The organism is uncultured Xylophilus sp., assembly GCA_913776965.1.
Lineage (GTDB): Bacteria > Pseudomonadota > Gammaproteobacteria > Burkholderiales > Burkholderiaceae_C > Xylophilus.
Window position 1 is genome coordinate 1 of sequence record CAJYQL010000068.1, and the last position, 15,975, is coordinate 15,975.

The window sequence follows — 15,975 nt, forward strand, 5'->3', positions numbered from 1 at the left end:
GCCGCCGATCACCACGGTGCGGCCGCGGGGCGGCGCCGGCAGGTGCGGGCCGAGGGTGTGCAGCGGTAGCGCGCGGCGCACCGCGACGTCGTACAGGTGGCGAAGGAAGGCGCGGGGATCGTCGGTCGGGGAGGGCGGCATGGCGTGTGGACGGCGGCGCGCGGCCGCGGGGCGGAGCGGAACCCGGGTGGGTCGGAGGAGGATGCGGCCACCGGCCGCCGCCGGAAATTCTAGGGGCCGCGGTCGTGCCGGCCGATGGTGACTTCCCGGAGGAGCGGCCGCTCGGACGGGGATGGGACAATCGCCGGTTCCGCTCTCTCTGCCCTTCGACTGCTGCTGCGCCCCGGACCCCGCCCTGCATGGAATTCACGACGCTGGCCCTGATGGCCGCCTTCTTCGCCTACCTGATCAAGAGCCGCTACCAGCGCCACCGGATCGCGCTGCTGGCACGCGAGCTGGGCCAGTACCGGATCGAGGCGCTGATGGAGCAGCTGACCGAGGGCTACCAGCGGGCGCTGGCCGAGACCGAGGACGGCCGGCGGCTGCAGATCTGGCAGCTGCTGGAGCCGACCGAATCGTCGCTCGCCCAGCAGTTCGCGCGCTTCGCGCAATCCTTCGGCCAGCTCGACGCCGACGAGGTGCGGGTCAGCACCCTGCCGATCGGCCTGCCGTATGCCGACCGCTTCGTACCCGGCGCGACCTTCGACCTGCGGCAGGCGTTCGCCATCCATGCCCAGGGTTTCTCGACGGTGGTCGCCAACGCGGCCGGCCGCACGCCGCAGCGCCGGGCCTTCGTGCTGATGGCCGAGATGCTGCTGATGCAGCACACCTGCCACTGGTACTGCCGCTCGAAGACCATCGCATCGGCCCGGCTGCTGGCGCGGCACCACACCGCGTACGAGCAGGTGGTGGCGTCGGTCGATCCGACGACGCGCGCGGCGTACCGGAAGCTGGTCGGCGGCTGAACCTAGGGAGCTCACGATGCAGCTCGACACGATGGACCTGCGCATCCTCGGCGAACTGCAGCGCGACGGCGCGCTGTCGAACGTCGAGCTGGCGCGCCGCGTGGGCCTGTCGGCCTCGCCCTGCCTGGCGCGGGTCAAGGCGCTGGAGGCGTCCGGCACGATCGCACGCTACGTGGCGCTGGCCAACCCGGCGGCGGTCGGGCTGGGGCTCAACGTGTTCATCTCGATCAGCCTTACTGCGCAGACCAAGCAGGCGCTGGCCGAATTCGAGCGGCTGGTCTGCGAGCACGACGAAGTGATGGAGTGCTACCTGATGACCGGCGACAGCGACTACCTGATCCGGGTGGTGCTGGCCGACATCGCCGCGCTGGAGCGCTTCATCCTCGACCGGCTGACGCCGATCGCCGGCATCGAGAAGATCCGCTCCAGTTTCGCCCTCAAGCAGGTGCGCTACAAGACGGCGCTGCCGCTGCCCGCCGGGGCCTCCCGCTGAGGCGGCCGGCGGCTTCCCTTTTTTCACCTCTCCATTGAACGACACCCCCATGAGCGATGCGATCGTGATCGTCGGCGGCGGCCATGCCGCTGCCCAACTCTGTGCCGGCCTGGCCGAGGCCGGCCTGAGCGCACGGACCCACCTGGTCACCGCCGAACACTGGCTGCCGTACCACCGGCCGCCGCTGTCCAAGGCTTTCCTGAAGAACGAGGCCGAGCAGCCGCAGCTGCACAAGCCCGAGGCCTGGTACGCCGACGCCGGCATCGCGCTGCACCGGGGCGATGCCGTCGTCGCGATCGACCGACAGGCGCACACCGTCACGCTCGCCTCCGGTACGGTCCTGCCCTGGGGCCGGCTGGTGCTGGCGACCGGCACCCGGGCGCGGGCGCTGCCCGGCCTCCCGGCGGGCATGGACAACGTGGTGCTGCTGCGCGCCGCCGACGAGGCCGCGCGCCTGCGCAGCCGGCTGGCGACGGCCGGGCGGATCGTCGTGGTCGGCGGCGGCTTCATCGGGCTGGAAGTCGCCGCGACCGCCCGCGCGATGGGCAAGGAGGTGACGGTGCTGGAAGCCGGCCCGCGGCTGCTCGGCCGCGCGGTCTCGCCGGCGCTGTCGGCGCATGTGCAGGCCACGCACGAGGCCGCCGGCATCGCGATCCGCCTGGGGGTGCGCGACCTCGCCTGGACGCAGGCCGACGGCCGCATCACCGCGGTGGAGGCGGGCGGCGAGCAATTGCCGCTCGACCTGCTGTTGGTCGGCATCGGCGCCGAACCCGAGACCGCGCTGGCCGAGGCCGCCGGGCTCGCCTGCGACGACGGCACCGTGGTGGATGACCATATGCGTACCAGCGACCCGGACATCCTGGCGGTCGGCGACTGCACCCGCTTCCCGGAGCGGCGCGCCGGGCGTGCGCTGCGCCTCGAATCGGTGCAGAACGCCAACGACCAGGCGAAGACGGCCGTCGCCACCCTGGCCGGCACACCGCGGCCGCACGACGCGCTCGCCTGGTTCTGGTCCGAACAGGGCGCGATGCGGCTGCAGATGGCCGGCCTGGTGCCCGCCGAAGGCACGCCGGGCCTGGAGACGGTGCGCCGGCAGGGTGCGAATGCTGCCTCGTTCTCGCTGTTCCACTTCGTCGATGGTGCGCTCGTCTGCGTGGAATCGGCCAATGCGCCGATGGACCACGTCATGAGCCGCAAGCTTCTGGAAGCCGGCGTGCAGCCCGCGCCGGCCGCGGTCGCCGACTCGGCCGTCGCATTGAAGACGCTTCTGCCGGTCTGACCCTCGCGCCGCGGTGGGCCGGGCCGCGGGTCAGCCCGGCCGCAAGCCGCGGTAGAGCGCCCGCACCAGATCCGACTGGGTGATGATCCCCACCAGCCGATGCTCGTGGTCGATCACCGGGATGTGGTGGTGGCCGCCTTCGGAGAACAGCGGCACCAGTTCCATCGCATGCCGGTCCTGGCTCGCCACCCGCACGGTGCGGGTCATGATCTGGCCGACCGTCTCCGGCTTGTCGGAGGTAGTGCCCGGGCTCGGCTGCACCAGCGCGCGCAGCCGGTCGAGCAGGCCGGCGGGACGTTCCAGCCCGACTTCGCGCATGAAGTCGGCGGTGGTGACGATGCCGGTCACCCGGCGGGCGCGGTCGGTCACCGGCAGCGCCTTGATGCGGCGCTCGCGCATCAGGGTCCATGCCTCCTGCAGCGACGTGCCGAACTGCACCGTCACCACCTCGCGCGACATGATGTCGCGGCAGCGCAGTTCGCCCCAAGTGCGCTGGTAGGCGGCCGTCTCGGCATGGTGCAGCAGGGTGGCGAGGTCGGCACGGCTGACGTCGATCACACCGTCGTAGTGCGCCAGCGCGGCGTCCAGGTCGGCGGCGCTGAACCGCTCGGCGGTGGTGGCCGACGCGCCCGGGGCCGGTGCCGCACGGCGCGGCGGGTAGGCACGGCCGGTCAGGTGGTGGAACAGCATGCCGGCCGCGGCCAGCGCGAGCGAATCCAGCAGCACCGGATGCGCGGCGAAGCCCCAGCGGGTCTCGTGCGCCAGCACCATCAGCAGCGCCGACGCGCCGCCCGGCGGATGCAGGCAGCGCAGCAGGAACATCGCGGCGATCGCCAGCCCGACAGCGGCCGGCGCCGCGACCAGCGGCTCGCCGATCCAGCGGGCACAGGCGATGCCGACTAGCGCCGACAGCGTGTTGCCGCCGACGACGGCCCAGGGTTGCGCCATCGGGCTGGCCGGCACCGCGAACACCAGCACCGCGCTGGCGCCCATCGGCGCGACCAGCCAGGCGGCCGCGGCGTCCGCGCCGAACCAGCGCCCGGCGATCCCGGCGACCAACACGCCCAGCGCCGCGCCGGCGACGATCCGCCAGCGCTCGGCCTGGCTGACCTGCGGCGCCTCCGGCCGCAGCGCTGCGCACCAGTCGCGTAGCGCGGCGGTCCAGCGGGCTGCGGCCGGCGCGGCCACGTCAGGCGCCCATCGCCTCGAGTTCCGACGACAGCTCCAGCCAGCGCTCCTCCAGTCGGTCTGCCTCGTCGCCGACCGCCTTCAGCCGCCGGCCGCAGTCGGCGATCTCCGCGGGCGGGAGCGGTGCGGCGAGCCGCTCTTCCAGTGTCGCCTTCTCGCGCTGCAGCGTGGCCAGGCGCTGGTCGATGTCCGCCAGTTCCTTCTTCAGCGGCCGGGCCTGGCCGGCAAGCTGCTGGCGGGCCTGCGCATCCTGCTTGCGCTGGTCGCGGCCGGCGGGCGGGTTTTGCGAAGGTTTTTCGGCTTTCGCGCTGGTGGGCTGTGCGGGAGCAGCTATCGAAACAGGAGCAGGCGCCGGACCGGCGACCGGCGCGGGCGCGTCCGCCTGCTTGGCTTCCTCGCGCAGCCGCTTGGCTTCGTCGAGCAGGTAGCGCTGGTAGTCGTCCAGGTCGCCGTCGAACGGGCCGACCACGCCGCGGCCGACCAGCCAGAACTCGTCGCAGACCGAGCGCAGCAGCGCCCGGTCGTGGCTCACCAGCATCAGCGTGCCCTCGAACTCGTTGAGCGCCATCGCCAGCGCCTCACGTGTCGCCAGGTCCAGGTGGTTGGTCGGCTCGTCGAGCAGCAGCAGGTTGGGGCGCTGCCAGACCATCATCGCCAGCACCAGCCGCGCCTTTTCGCCGCCGCTCATGGTGCCGACGGCCTGCTTCACCATGTCGCCGGTGAAGTTGAAAGTGCCGAGGTAGCTGCGCAGGTCCTGTTCGCGGGAAGGTTGCTTGGCGTCGGCGCCCATCTCGCGCGCCAGCCGGATCATGTGCTCCAGCGGCGTGTCCTGCGGCCGCAGCACGTCGAGTTCCTGCTGCGCGAAGTAGCCGATGCGCAGGCCCTTGCCCTCGACGATCTGGCCGGCGATCGGCGCCAGATCGTGCGCCACCGTCTTCACGAAGGTCGACTTGCCCTGGCCGTTGGCGCCCAGGATGCCGATGCGCTGGCCGGCCAGCACCGACTTGCTGACGCCGGTCAGGATCGTTTTCGGCGGCGCGCCGTCTTCTTCGGCCGGGTAGCCGAAGGCGGCGTCGGTGATCGACATCATCGGGTTGGGGATGTGGCCCGGCTCATTGAATTCGAAGGTGAATTCGGCCTCGGCCAGCAGCGGCGCCACCTTCTCCATGCGCTCCAGCGCCTTGACCCGGCTCTGCGCCTGCTTCGCTTTGCTGGCTTTGGCCTTGAAGCGGTCGATGAATTTCTGCAGGTGGGCGATCTTGTCCTGCTGCTTGGCGAAGGCCGCCTGCTGCTGCTCCAGGTGCAGCGCGCGCATCTCCTCGAACTTGCTGTAGTTGCCGCCGTAGCGGGTGAGCTTGGCATGCTCGATGTGCATCGTCACGTCGGTCACCGCATCGAGGAATTCGCGGTCGTGGCTGATCACGATCATCGTGCCGGCATAACCCTTCAGCCACGATTCCAGCCAGACCAGGGCGTCCAGGTCCAGGTGGTTGGTCGGCTCGTCTAGCAGGAGCAGGTCGCTCGGGCACATCAGCGCGCGCGCCAGCTGCAGCCGCATGCGCCAGCCGCCGGAGAAGCTGTCGACCGGCCGGTCCAGCTCGCCGGCCTTGAAGCCGAGGCCCAGGATCAGCGCCTGCGCGCGCGGCACCGCGTCGTAGTCGCCGGCGTCGGCCAGGTCGGTATAGGCATGGGCGATCGCCATGCCGTCGTCTGCCGCTTCGGCGGCGGCGAGCTGGGAGCGCAGCTCCGCCAGCCGGGTGTCGCCGGCGAGCACGAACTCGGTGGCCGATTCGGACGTCTCGGGCATGTTCTGCGCGACTTGCGCCATGCGCCACTGGGCGGGCAGCGAGAAGTCGCCGCCGTCCTCGTGCAGCGTGCGGTTGAAGAGCGCGAACAGCGTGGACTTGCCCGCGCCGTTGCGGCCGACCAGGCCGACCTTTTCGCCGGGATTGATGACGACCGATGCCTGGTCGAGCAGGACCTTGGCGCTGCGGCGGAGGATGACGTTCTTGAGGGTGATCATGGAGACGGGGCGACCGGCGGACCGCGGTGGGCGGCGCGCCGCCCGGCGCAGGGGCCGGCGCGACAGGACAGGGCACGAAGCGTGCCGAAGCCGGCATTTTCGCGTATCCGCCACAGCGCGGGAAATCCCGCATCGGCCCGGCGACGGGCGGCGGGCCGGCGGCCGTCCGAAAGTGGTAATTTCGCCCGCATGCAGGACACCACTCCCTCCCTTTCGCCCGGCGCCGGAACCGCCGGTTCCGCACCGCATGCCGGCCCGGTCGTCGTGCCGGTCCACACGCCGCAGGTGCTCGCGGTCTGCGAAGCCGCCGCCCCCTGGGAGGGCCTGCAATCGCTGCTCGGCACCGACCATGCGCTGCGGATCGCCCGCGGCGGCGGCGAGGCCCTCGCCATCGCGCGGGACCAGCAGCCCGACCTGATCCTGATCGCGCTGCTGCTGCCCGACATGACCGGCTTCGAACTGCTGCGCCGCCTGAAGGCCGACCCGGCGACCGATCAGATCGGCGTGGTCTTCATCACCGGTCAGGACTATGTCGGCGACGGCATCCGCAGCCTGGGGCTCGGCGCGGCCGATTACGTCACCACGCCGTTCAACGAACCGGTGTTCAAGGCGCGGGTCGGCGCGCATCTGCGGATCGCCCGTTATCGCCGGGAGGTGGAGGAGCTCAACCAGCAGGACCGGCTGACCGGCCTGTTCAACCGCCGCCATTTCGACCGGATGCTGTCGCTGGAGGCCCGGCGCGCGCAGCGCGCGCAGACGCAGCTGTCGGTCGCGCTGGTGGAGATGGATGCCTTCCGTCCCTACAACGATCACTTCGGCCGCGCGGCCGGCGACCAGGCGCTGGCCGCCGTCGGCCGGGTGCTGGGCAACGGCATCCGCCGGCCGGCCGACCTGGCGGCCCGGTATTTCGGCGAGACCTTCGGCATCCTGATTCCCGAGACCAGCGCCGCGAATGCGCTCAAGGTGGTGCAGGCATTGCACGCCGACATCGCCGCGCTGAAGCTGCCGCACCCGGCATCGAAGACGGCGCCGTTTGTCACCGCGAGCGTCGGCCTGGCGACGACCGAGGTCGGCGAGGACGGCGAAGGCGAGGGCGTGCTGCAGCGCGCGAGCCGCAACCTGTCGCGCGCCCAGGCCGAAGGCCGCAACCGGGTGGTCGGCGAAACCGCCTGAGTGCCCCGGCCGTGCCCGGGCGCTAGCGAGCGGCGAGCAGCGCCTCGCGGGTCAGCAGCAGGACCTGGTCGTCGCCGGCAGAGGTCTCTAGCCAGACCGCCTCGAGTGTGGGGAAGGCCCGGTCGAAATGCGCACGCTCGTTGCCGATCTCGAGCACCAGCACCGCCTGCGGCGCCATGCGCGCCGGCGCGTCGCGCAGCAGGGCGCGGATGAAGTCCATGCCGTCTTCGCCGCCCGCCAGCGCGAGCGCCGGCTCGGCCCGGTACTCGGCCGGCAGCGTTTCCATGCTGCGGGCGTTCACATAGGGCGGGTTGCACAGGATCAGGTCGTAGGGGCCGGGTAGGGCGGCCAAGCCGTCCGACAGGTGCAGCGCCACCCGGGCCTGCAGGCCGTGCCGGTCCACATTGATCCGGGCGACCGCCAGCGCCTCGGGCGCGATGTCGGCGCCGTCCACCGTCACGTCCGGATAGGCCATTGCCGCCAGCACGGCCAAACTGCCGTTGCCGGTGCAGAGGTCGAGCACCCGGCGGGTGTGCTCGCCGAGCCAGCTGTCAATGCTGCCGTCGGCCAGCAGTTCGGCGATGAAGCTGCGCGGCACGATGGTGCGCTCGTCCACGTAGAACGGCACGCCCTGCAGCCAGGCTTCGCGCGTCAGGTAGGCGGCGGGCCGGCGGGTGGCGATACGCTCAGCAATTAGGGTGTCCACCGCAGTGGCCTCGTCGGTCGTGACCGCACGCTCGGCATGTTCGTCCAGACTGTCGAGCGGCACGCCGAGCTTCCACAGCACCAGCCAGGCAGCCTCGTCGAATGCGTTGGTCGTGCCGTGCCCGAAGGCCACGCCGGCCTGCTCCAGCCGTCCCGCGGTCGCGGCGACCAGCGCCTGCACCGTATGCGTTGATGGCGCGCTCATCGGGTGCCGCCCACGAGCACCGCCAGGTTGTCCAACGTGCGCCGGTAGATGCCGGTGAGGGACTCCACGTCCGCCACGGCCACGTATTCGTCGACCTTGTGGATCGTCGCGTTGGGCGGGCCGCATTCGACGACCTGCGAGCAGATGCGGGCGATGAAGCGGCCGTCGCTCGTGCCGCCGGTCGTCGAGAGCACCGTGTCCAGGCCGGTTTCGGCCCGGATCGCGTCGCCGATCGCGGTCAGCAGCTCGCCCGGGGGCGTGAGGAACGGCTGGCCGCCGACGGTCCACTGCAACGTGTATTCGAGCCCGTGGCGGTCGAGGATTGCGGCGACGCGCTGCTGCAGGTCCTCGGCGGTGGATTCGGTGGAAAACCGGAAGTTGAAGTCGATGGTGACGTCGCCCGGAATCACGTTGCTCGCGCCGGTGCCGCCGTGGATGTTGCTGATCTGCCAGGAGGTCGGCGGGAAAAAGGCGTTACCGGCATCCCATTCGACGGCCGCCAGTTCGGCGAGCGCCGGCAGCGCCTGATGGATCGGGTTGCGCGCCAGTTGCGGGTAGGCGATGTGGCCCTGGATGCCCTGGACCACCAGCCGCCCGCCCATCGTGCCGCGCCGGCCGTTCTTCACCATGTCGCCGGTGCGCTCCACCGCGGTCGGCTCGCCGACGATGCACCAGTCGGGCCTCTCGCCCCGCGCCTCCAGCGTCCGGCAGACGACGACCGTGCCGTCGGTGCCCGGGCCTTCCTCGTCGCTGGTCAGCAGCAGGGCGATGTCGAGCGGCGTGTCCGGATGCGCTGCCAGATGGTCTTCCACCGCCACGACGAAGGCGGCGATCGAGGTCTTCATATCGGATGCGCCGCGGCCGTAGAGCCGGCCGTCGCGGTGCGTCGGCGCGAACGGCGGCGAGGTCCAGCGGTCGAGCGGTCCGGTCGGCACCACGTCGGTGTGGCCCGCGAACACGAGGAGTTTTGGCTTTGCTATCGAATCCGTAGCGGCCTGCGTAGGTACAGCGGGCGCTGCAGCCCGTTTGGCCCATAGATTGCTCACCCGGAAGTCGTCGGGGCCGCTGTCGATGCGCTCGCAGACGAAGCCGAGCGGCTCCAGCCGGCGCACCAGGATGTCGAGGCAGCCGGCGTCGTCCGGCGTGACCGAGGGGCGGGAAATCAGTTCTTCCGTCAGGCGGAGCGTGCGGGTCATCGGTAGGAGCGGGGGCTTACGAGGTTCTCACGTCGAGCGTGATTTCGGTGAAGGAGGGGGCGTCGTCGTCGGCATCCTGCGCGGCCGAGGCCTCCGCGGCGGCGCGCGAGGCCATGGTGAAGTCGTTCTGCAGGCGCCAGAGCAGGTTGGTCGGCGAATCTGCATGGACCATGCCTTCGCGCCGATCAACCACGCCCGAGGTGATCAGGCGGGCGATGTCTTCCTCGAAGGTCTGCGAGCCTTCGGCGATCGACTTCTCCATCGCATGCTGGACGGCCGAAAAATCGCCCCGCTCGATCAGATCGGCGACCAGTTTCGTATTGAGCATCACCTCGACCGCGGGCATCCGCGTGCCGCCGGCCATGGTGCGCAGCAGTCGCTGCGACACGACTGCTTTTAAAGAGGACGCGAGATCGCCGAGCAGCGTGTGGCGCACCTCGGCCGGGTAGAAGCTCAGGATACGGTTGAGGGCCTGGTAGCTGTTGCTGGCGTGCAGCGTCGCCAGGCACAGATGGCCGGACTGGGCATACGCAATGGCCGCCGACATGGTGTCGCGGTCGCGGATCTCGCCGATCAGGATCACGTCAGGCGCCTGCCGCAGGGCGTTCTTCAGCGCCACCTGCAGCGATGCGGTGTCCACCCCGACCTCGCGCTGGTTGACGATCGACCGCTTGTTGCGGAACAGGAATTCGATCGGCTCCTCGACCGTCAGGATGTGGCCGGTGTGGTGCGTGTTGCGGTGGTCGATCATCGACGCGAGCGTCGTGGTTTTGCCGGCACCAGTCGCGCCCACCATCAGGATCAGCCCGCGGCGCTCCATGATCAGGTCGGCCATGACCGGCGGCAGATTGAGCGTGTCGAGCGGCGGGATCTCGCTGTGGATGTGGCGGATCACCACCGCGATGGCGCCGCGCTGGCGCATCGCGCTCACCCGGAAGCGGCCGACGTCCTTCATCGCGAAGCCGACGTTGAGCTCGCCCTTCTCGTCGAGCTCCTCCATCCGCAACGGCGGCAATACTTCGGCGAGCAGGCTGCGCGGCGCGTCGAACGGCAGCACCTGCGCATTCACCGCCACGCACAGCCCGTTGATACGGAGCGTGGCAGGCGCGTTGGACGACAGGTAGAGATCCGACGCCTTCTGCTCGGCCATCAGCCGCAGGATGCGTTCCATCATGGCCATTGCGGGATCCTCGATCGGGTGGGGTGGCGGGCTGCTCGGCGGTCAGCGGCCCTGCTGCACGAAGCGCACGATACGCCCGGCCGCTTCCGCGCATTCTGCCGTGCCGGCTACCAGCGCCATGCGGACCCGCCCCTGGCCGGGGTTGCGGCCGTCGGCCGTGCGTGCGAGGTAGCTGCCGGGCAGCACCGTCACGCCGGTCGCGGCGAACAATTCGCGGGCGAAGCGCGCATCGTCGCCCTCGAAGGCGGCAGGAATGCCGGCCCACAGGTAGAAGCCGGCATCCGGCAGGGCGACGTCGAGCACTTCGGCCAGCACCGGCGTGACCTGCGCGAATTTGTCGCGGTAGAGCGCGCGGTTCTCGGCGACATGGCGCTCGTCGCCCCAAGCCGCGATGCTCGCGGTCTGCACCACCGGGCCCATCGCGCTGCCGTGGTAGGTGCGGTAGAGCAGGAATGCCTGCATCAGTGCCGCATCGCCCGCGAGGAAGCCGCTGCGCAGGCCGGGCACATTGCTGCGCTTGGACAGGCTGGTGAAGGCGACCAGGTTGCGGAAGTCGGGCCGGCCCAGCCGGAGCGCCGCTTCCAGCCCGCCGAGCGGCGGCTCGTCGCGGAAATAGATCTCGCTGTAGCACTCGTCGGATGCGATGACGAAACCGTATCGGTCCGACAGCGCGAAGAGCTTCTCCCATTCGGCCAGCGGCATCACCGCCCCGGTCGGGTTGCCGGGGGAGCAGACGAAGAGCAACTGCGTGCGCGCCCAGACGTCGGCCGGTACGGCGTCCCAGTCGACCGCGAAGTTGCGAGCCGGATCGCTGGGGGCGTAATACGGCTCCGCACCCGCCAGCAGGGCCGCGCCTTCGTAGATTTGATAGAACGGATTGGGGCAGACCACCACCGGCCGGTCGCGGCCGGGATCGACGATCGTCTGGGCGAAGGCGAACAGCGCCTCGCGTGAGCCGTTGACCGGCAGGACCTGCGTGGTCGGGTCCACGGTGACACCGTAGCGTCCCTGCAGCCAGCCCGCGAAGGCCCCGCGCAGCGCGGGCGTGCCGGCTGTCGCCGGATAACCGTCGAGACCGCCGGTCGGCTGCTGCGCCGCATCGGCCAGTGCCTGCTGGATGAATGCCGGGGTCGGGTGCTTCGGCTCGCCGATGCCGAGGCTGATCGGCCGGAGGTCGGCGGGCGGAGTGACGCCGGCAAACAGGGCTTTGAGGCGCTCGAACGGGTAGGGCTGCAGACGGGATAGCAGGGGATTCATGGGCCCGGATTATCCCGGAGCGATCTCGCAACCGGCCCGCCACTTGTCCTACATCAACTTCGGCAGCAGCCGACGCAGGCAGAACGGTGCACTTCCTAAAGTCCGACTCAGCAGCAGCAACCGCTTCTGCATCCCACTGCAAAAGGACATCACCATGAACAAGCATCAAGTCGAAGGCCGCCTGGACCAAGCCAAGGGCAAGATCAAGGAAGTGGCCGGCAAGGTTGTCGGGAACGAGCGTTTGCAGGGCGAAGGCTTGGCCGACCAAGCCGGTGGCAAGGCACAAGCGACGTACGGGGACACCAAGGAAAACGTCAAGGACGGTGTGAAGCGCACGGCCGATAAGCTGTAAGCACGCGACCACCATGTGCCTGGGCAACGAAGGTTTTTCGACCCCGGCACCGTCCGACCCGGACGGTGCCGTCCCCCACAAGTCGCCGACTCCGTCGCGGACTGTTCCGGTGCGCGATCCGGTGCAGCCGGACCGGAGCGTGATCCGGAGGGCTGAGCGACCCGTTGCCCGGCGCGAGCGAATTTCCTGAAGGCAGACGACGTCGTGCCGCCGAACCCCGAAGTTTCACCATGGCCCACGAATCCACCACCTCTATTTCCTTCTCGCGCGGCGCTCTTATGGGCGCCGCACTTGCATGCGCACTCGGTCTGGCGGCCTGCGATCAGAACAGCAGCTCCACGACGGCCGGTCAGAAGGTCGATGCCGCCATCGAGAAGACCCGCGAGACCGCGTCCGAAGTCAAGGCAGAGGCCAAGACGGCACTGAACGACGCGGAGCGCCGCATCGACCAGAATGCCCCGCGTGTCGAGGCAGGTGCGCGTGACGCCGGAGCGGCGATCAAGCAGACGGCCGACGACGTGGCGATCACGGCCCAGGTGTCTGCGGCTCTGGCGAAAGATCCGGATTTGAGCGCCATCAGGATCAACGTCGATACCAACGGTGGTGCCGTGGTGCTGAACGGTCCGGCGCCTTCCGAAACTGCACGCATGCGGGCGACCGAGATCGCCAAGGGCGTCACCGGCGTGGTATCCGTCGACAACCGCCTGATTCTGAAGGCCGGCTGATGCTGCCCCCCGCTGTCCTGCCGGCTCGTCATGAGCGGTCGTCCCTGCGCGGCCTGGTAGGGCGCCTGGCCCGGGCGTGGGCGGAAGTCCTTCCACCACTCGGCCGCACACGTCTGCTGGCCTTGGGCGACACCTGCGGTGTCGCCGGTGAGCCGGGCAAAGGCGTGCAGACGGTCGAGCGTCTGTGCATTTTGAACCCTTCATTGCGGCTCGCCAACCATTGCGGAGCGGGTGATACGCTGCGCGATGCCGCCCGCAAAACCGCGGAACTGCCGCGGCTTGCCGCCCATCTGGCGATTGTCTTCGTCACAAGCAATGACGGTAATACGCAAAGCAGCGTGGACCGTGGTGCGAGCCTGCGTACGATCGCCGGCGTGGCACGGAAGGTTTTTATCGTCGCTGCCTGCACCAACCCGGGTCATGGCAGTTTCGACGCGTTGCAGGAAGACTGCGATGCGCTCGGTATCGAATTTATCCGCCTGGCCCCGGAAGACGGTACGGTGCGCGACGCTCCGGTCCGTTCGGACAATTTCTCGGTCGATGGTTTCCTGCCGCACCGCGACCGGCCGGAACTTTGGACGGCCTGCATGCTGCAGCGGCCCGCGCTGGCGCGGCTCGTTTTTCACTGAGGCGGTAAGCGCGCGCCGCTCCGGTGACCTGGGCCGGCTAGGATCGCCCGCATGACCGAATCCATCGCCACCCGGCTGATCCACCATCCATACCGGCCCCCGGAAGGCTTTGATGCGCCGCAACCGGCGGTCCACAAGGCATCTACCGTTTTTTTCCCGAACGTCGCGGCGCTCGAATCACGGGATTGGAAGCAGAAGCAAGGCTACACATACGGCCTGCACGGCACACCGACCTCGTTCCTGCTGGAAGAGCGGCTGGCCGCGCTGGAAGGCGGAACCGATTGCCTGCTGGTGCCGAGCGGGCTGGCGGCCATTGCCACCGTATGGCTGTCCCTGCTACGCACCGGCGACGAGGTCCTCCTGCCCGACAACGTGTACGGGCCCAGCAAGACGTTGGCCGACGGCGAACTGGCGGCCTTCGGCATCGGCTGGCGTCGCTACGATGCCATGGACCCGGCGGCGCTGGACGCGGCCATCGGCACGAACACCCGGATGGTCTGGCTGGAAGCCGCCGGCTCGGTGACGATGGAGTTCCCGCCGCTGGCAGCACTGGTGGAGGTTTGCCGCCGCCGCGGCGTGCGATGCGTGCTGGACAACACCTGGGGCGCCGGCCTTGCCTTCGACCCCTTTCTTATCCCGGCAGGCGAAGGCGCGACCGTCGCGGTGGATGTCACGATTCACGCACTGACCAAATACCCGAGCGGTGGCGGCGACGTGCTGATGGGCAGCATCGTGACCCGCGACGCGGCGCTGCACATGCAGCTCAAGATGACCCACATGCGACTCGGGCTCGGCGTCGGTGCGAACGATGTCGAAAGCGTGCTGCGCTCCCTGCCCAGCATCGCGCTGCGGTACGACGCCCAGGACGCTGCGGCCCGCACGCTGGCGCGCTGGCTGGCGGAGCAGCCGGCGGTCGCGCAGGTGCTGCATCCGGCGCTGGAGGGGGCGCCCGGACATGCGCACTGGCAGTCGGTCTGCGGTGCGACGAACCGGGCGGCAGGCATCTTCTCGGTCGTGTTCGACCGCCGCCATGACCGGTCGCAGGTGCACGCGTTCTGCGATGCCCTGGAGCGCTTCCGCATCGGCTATTCCTGGGGCGGCCCGGTGAGCCTGGTGGTCCCCTACGACATCGCCGGGATGCGCGACCCCGCCGTCGCGCCGTGGCCGTACGCCGGCACGCTAGTCCGGCTGTGCATCGGCCTGGAAGACGTCGAGGATTTGCGCGTTGACCTCGCGCAGGCGCTGGCTACACTGGACCGCTCACGCTCACACGCTGGTGCGGACTGAAAAGCCCGCGCCTTTTACATAAAACGCGTGCCGGACGACGATGTCCGCGCCGCCAACGGAAGGATGCAGTGGCCACACCCAATTACGGATACGAGAAACGCCAGAAGGAACTGGCGAAAAAGCGCAAGAAGGAAGACAAGCTCCGCGCCAAGGCGGACCGCAAGAACAGTACCGGCGCGGCCGAGGACGGCGACGGCAGTGCGCAGCCGGACGAGGCCGGCACGACCGACGAAGTTGCCGGCACCGATCCGAAGGTCGAATAGCCGCTGCGCCGGTATCGCCCCGGCGCCATCCGATCAGCGTAGCAGCTTGCGCATTTCCGGCCAGACGTTGTCCAGCATCAGCGGCTGCGCTGCCGCAAGCGGGTGGATGCGGTCGGGCTGGAACATCGCGGCGGCGTTCGGTCCGTCGGCCACGCCTTGTAGGAAGAACGGCACCACCGCGCTGCGGGTTTGGGTCGCCACCTCCTCGAAGATCGCAGAGAAGCGCCGCGTGTAGTCGGTGCCGTAGTTGGGCGGCACCTGGATGCCGACCACCAGCACCCGCGCACCGGCAGCCTTGGCAGCCTCGACCATCTGCGTCAGGTTCTCCTGCGTATTCTTGAGCGGCAGGCCGCGCAGCGCGTCGTTGCCGCCCAGCTCGATCACCACCACCGCCGGCTTGTGCTGCGCGAGCAGCGGCGCGAGGCGCGCCCGGCCACCGGCCGTAGTGTCGCCGCTAATGCTTGCGTTCACCACCCGGGCGGCGATCTTCTGGTCCGCCAGCCGGCGTTCCAACAGTGCCACCCAGCCGGTGCCGCGCGCCAGGCCGTATTCGGCGCTAAGCGAGTCGCCGACGATCAGGATCGTCTGCGGTGCCGGAGCCGCGGCGACCGCCAGCGACGGGAATGCGGCCGATGCGGCGGCGATGGCGGCAATCGCGATAAAGTCTCTGCGCTTCACTCTTACAAGGTCCTTCATGACGGAATCGGGTCCCGGATCGCCGGCCATCATCGCGGTCGAGCATGTGTTCAAGTCGGTCACCGACTCGACCGGGTCGCTCGACATTCTGCGGGATATCGATTTCCGGCTGTCGCAGAAGGAAACCGCCGCGATCGTCGGCGCCTCCGGGTCCGGGAAGAGCACGCTGCTGTCGATCATCGCGGGCCTCGACACCCCGACGCGCGGCACCGTGCGGCTTGCCGGCGAAGACATGTTCGCGCTGGGCGAGGACGACCGGGCGGCGCTGCGGGCGCGCAAGATCGGTTTCGTGTTCCAGAGCTTCCAACTGATGGCGAACCTGACCGCGCTCGAGAACGTCATGCTGCCGCTGGAACTGG

The 15,975-nt window shown here is 69.7% G+C and carries 17 protein-coding genes and 1 pseudogene; 10 read left to right on the plus strand and 8 right to left on the minus strand.

The features are described 5' to 3' along the window. Positions 1–141: pseudogene (locus QZ500_RS10520) on the minus strand (glycerate kinase); the annotation flags it as partial. Positions 142–359: 218 nt separating this feature from the next. On the opposite strand from QZ500_RS10520, the gene QZ500_RS10525 reads away from it, so the two are divergent. Genes QZ500_RS10525 through QZ500_RS10535 form a run of 3 tightly spaced genes read left to right on the plus strand, consistent with a single transcriptional unit; the run spans position 360 to position 2,737 of the window. Next, on the plus strand, positions 360–965 hold the full coding sequence (locus QZ500_RS10525; protein ID WP_295854847.1) for a hypothetical protein: 606 nt from the start codon (positions 360–362) through the stop codon (positions 963–965). Between the two features lie 16 nt (positions 966–981). Continuing rightward, a complete protein-coding gene (locus QZ500_RS10530; RefSeq protein ID WP_295854850.1) occupies positions 982–1,458 on the plus strand; it encodes an Lrp/AsnC family transcriptional regulator in 477 nt (158 codons plus the stop codon). A gap of 49 nt (positions 1,459–1,507) precedes the next feature. Then, positions 1,508–2,737 carry an FAD-dependent oxidoreductase gene (locus tag QZ500_RS10535; RefSeq protein ID WP_295854852.1) on the plus strand — a complete coding sequence of 410 codons (1,230 nt, stop codon included), beginning with the start codon at positions 1,508–1,510 and terminating at the stop codon, positions 2,735–2,737. Between the two features lie 30 nt (positions 2,738–2,767). Here QZ500_RS10535 and QZ500_RS10540 read toward each other — a convergent pair whose 3' ends face one another. After that, complete coding sequence (locus QZ500_RS10540; RefSeq protein WP_295854855.1) at positions 2,768–3,925, minus strand: HPP family protein; 1,158 nt, start codon at positions 3,923–3,925, stop codon at positions 2,768–2,770. A 1-nt stretch (position 3,926) separates the two neighbouring features. After that, a complete protein-coding gene (locus tag QZ500_RS10545) occupies positions 3,927–5,948 on the minus strand; it encodes an ATP-binding cassette domain-containing protein (protein ID WP_295854858.1) in 2,022 nt (673 codons plus the stop codon). Between the two features lie 189 nt (positions 5,949–6,137). On the opposite strand from QZ500_RS10545, the gene QZ500_RS10550 reads away from it, so the two are divergent. Continuing rightward, positions 6,138–7,121 (plus strand): diguanylate cyclase, encoded by a 984-nt coding sequence (locus QZ500_RS10550; protein ID WP_295854860.1) that lies wholly within the window; start codon positions 6,138–6,140, stop codon positions 7,119–7,121. A gap of 22 nt (positions 7,122–7,143) precedes the next feature. Here QZ500_RS10550 and prmB read toward each other — a convergent pair whose 3' ends face one another. Genes prmB through dapC form a run of 4 tightly spaced genes read right to left on the minus strand, consistent with a single transcriptional unit; the run spans position 7,144 to position 11,664 of the window. Beyond that, positions 7,144–8,031 (minus strand): 50S ribosomal protein L3 N(5)-glutamine methyltransferase, encoded by an 888-nt coding sequence (prmB, locus tag QZ500_RS10555; RefSeq protein ID WP_295854863.1) that lies wholly within the window; start codon positions 8,029–8,031, stop codon positions 7,144–7,146. Further along, positions 8,028–9,227, minus strand: a complete 1,200-nt coding sequence (gene dapE / locus QZ500_RS10560) for a succinyl-diaminopimelate desuccinylase (RefSeq protein ID WP_295854866.1) — start codon at positions 9,225–9,227, stop codon at positions 8,028–8,030. Before dapE ends, prmB begins: the two co-directional genes overlap by 4 nt. A gap of 16 nt (positions 9,228–9,243) precedes the next feature. Then, the gene (locus tag QZ500_RS10565) at positions 9,244–10,407 is read right to left on the minus strand and encodes a PilT/PilU family type 4a pilus ATPase (RefSeq protein WP_295854869.1); all 1,164 of its coding nucleotides are present in this window, start codon (positions 10,405–10,407) and stop codon (positions 9,244–9,246) included. A gap of 42 nt (positions 10,408–10,449) precedes the next feature. Beyond that, the gene (gene dapC / locus QZ500_RS10570; protein WP_295854872.1) at positions 10,450–11,664 is read right to left on the minus strand and encodes a succinyldiaminopimelate transaminase; all 1,215 of its coding nucleotides are present in this window, start codon (positions 11,662–11,664) and stop codon (positions 10,450–10,452) included. A 154-nt stretch (positions 11,665–11,818) separates the two neighbouring features. Here dapC and QZ500_RS10575 point away from each other — a divergent pair, with 154 nt between their 5' ends. The 5 genes from QZ500_RS10575 to QZ500_RS10595 all read left to right on the plus strand — a co-directional run bounded on the left by QZ500_RS10575 (position 11,819) and on the right by QZ500_RS10595 (position 14,920). After that, on the plus strand, positions 11,819–12,016 hold the full coding sequence (locus QZ500_RS10575; protein WP_295854888.1) for a CsbD family protein: 198 nt from the start codon (positions 11,819–11,821) through the stop codon (positions 12,014–12,016). A gap of 230 nt (positions 12,017–12,246) precedes the next feature. Then, positions 12,247–12,741 carry a BON domain-containing protein gene (locus QZ500_RS10580; protein ID WP_295854875.1) on the plus strand — a complete coding sequence of 165 codons (495 nt, stop codon included), beginning with the start codon at positions 12,247–12,249 and terminating at the stop codon, positions 12,739–12,741. Beyond that, positions 12,741–13,370, plus strand: a complete 630-nt coding sequence (locus QZ500_RS10585) for a hypothetical protein (RefSeq protein ID WP_295854878.1) — start codon at positions 12,741–12,743, stop codon at positions 13,368–13,370. Before QZ500_RS10580 ends, QZ500_RS10585 begins: the two co-directional genes overlap by 1 nt. Before the next feature lie 51 nt (positions 13,371–13,421). Beyond that, on the plus strand, positions 13,422–14,657 hold the full coding sequence (locus QZ500_RS10590; protein ID WP_295854880.1) for a PLP-dependent transferase: 1,236 nt from the start codon (positions 13,422–13,424) through the stop codon (positions 14,655–14,657). A gap of 68 nt (positions 14,658–14,725) precedes the next feature. After that, the gene (locus QZ500_RS10595; RefSeq protein ID WP_295854882.1) at positions 14,726–14,920 is read left to right on the plus strand and encodes a hypothetical protein; all 195 of its coding nucleotides are present in this window, start codon (positions 14,726–14,728) and stop codon (positions 14,918–14,920) included. 33 nt (positions 14,921–14,953) lie between these two features. Here the strand turns inward: QZ500_RS10595 and QZ500_RS10600 are convergent, their stop codons facing one another. Further along, on the minus strand, positions 14,954–15,616 hold the full coding sequence (locus tag QZ500_RS10600) for an arylesterase (RefSeq protein WP_295854884.1): 663 nt from the start codon (positions 15,614–15,616) through the stop codon (positions 14,954–14,956). Here QZ500_RS10600 and QZ500_RS10605 point away from each other — a divergent pair. After that, positions 15,615–15,975 (plus strand): ATP-binding cassette domain-containing protein (locus QZ500_RS10605; protein WP_295854886.1); only part of this gene is annotated, 361 nt, incomplete at its 3' end. The two genes, QZ500_RS10600 and QZ500_RS10605, sit on opposite strands and share 2 nt — an antisense overlap.

Bases quoted from the DNA above. Each gene is read 5' to 3' on its own strand.
- QZ500_RS10530 (WP_295854850.1), top strand. From the start codon at position 982: ATGCAGCTCGACACGATGGACCTGCGCATCCTCGGCGAACTGCAGCGC.
- QZ500_RS10525 (WP_295854847.1), top strand. From the start codon at position 360: ATGGAATTCACGACGCTGGCCCTGATGGCCGCCTTCTTCGCCTACCTG.
- QZ500_RS10550 (WP_295854860.1), top strand. From the start codon at position 6,138: ATGCAGGACACCACTCCCTCCCTTTCGCCCGGCGCCGGAACCGCCGGT.
- QZ500_RS10565 (WP_295854869.1), bottom strand. From the start codon at position 10,407: ATGGCCATGATGGAACGCATCCTGCGGCTGATGGCCGAGCAGAAGGCG.
- QZ500_RS10575 (WP_295854888.1), top strand. From the start codon at position 11,819: ATGAACAAGCATCAAGTCGAAGGCCGCCTGGACCAAGCCAAGGGCAAG.
- dapC (WP_295854872.1), bottom strand. From the start codon at position 11,664: ATGAATCCCCTGCTATCCCGTCTGCAGCCCTACCCGTTCGAGCGCCTC.
- prmB (WP_295854863.1), bottom strand. From the start codon at position 8,031: ATGAGCGCGCCATCAACGCATACGGTGCAGGCGCTGGTCGCCGCGACC.
- QZ500_RS10585 (WP_295854878.1), top strand. From the start codon at position 12,741: ATGCTGCCCCCCGCTGTCCTGCCGGCTCGTCATGAGCGGTCGTCCCTG.
- QZ500_RS10535 (WP_295854852.1), top strand. From the start codon at position 1,508: ATGAGCGATGCGATCGTGATCGTCGGCGGCGGCCATGCCGCTGCCCAA.
- QZ500_RS10545 (WP_295854858.1), bottom strand. From the start codon at position 5,948: ATGATCACCCTCAAGAACGTCATCCTCCGCCGCAGCGCCAAGGTCCTG.
- QZ500_RS10600 (WP_295854884.1), bottom strand. From the start codon at position 15,616: ATGAAGGACCTTGTAAGAGTGAAGCGCAGAGACTTTATCGCGATTGCC.
- dapE (WP_295854866.1), bottom strand. From the start codon at position 9,227: ATGACCCGCACGCTCCGCCTGACGGAAGAACTGATTTCCCGCCCCTCG.
- QZ500_RS10590 (WP_295854880.1), top strand. From the start codon at position 13,422: ATGACCGAATCCATCGCCACCCGGCTGATCCACCATCCATACCGGCCC.
- QZ500_RS10580 (WP_295854875.1), top strand. From the start codon at position 12,247: ATGGCCCACGAATCCACCACCTCTATTTCCTTCTCGCGCGGCGCTCTT.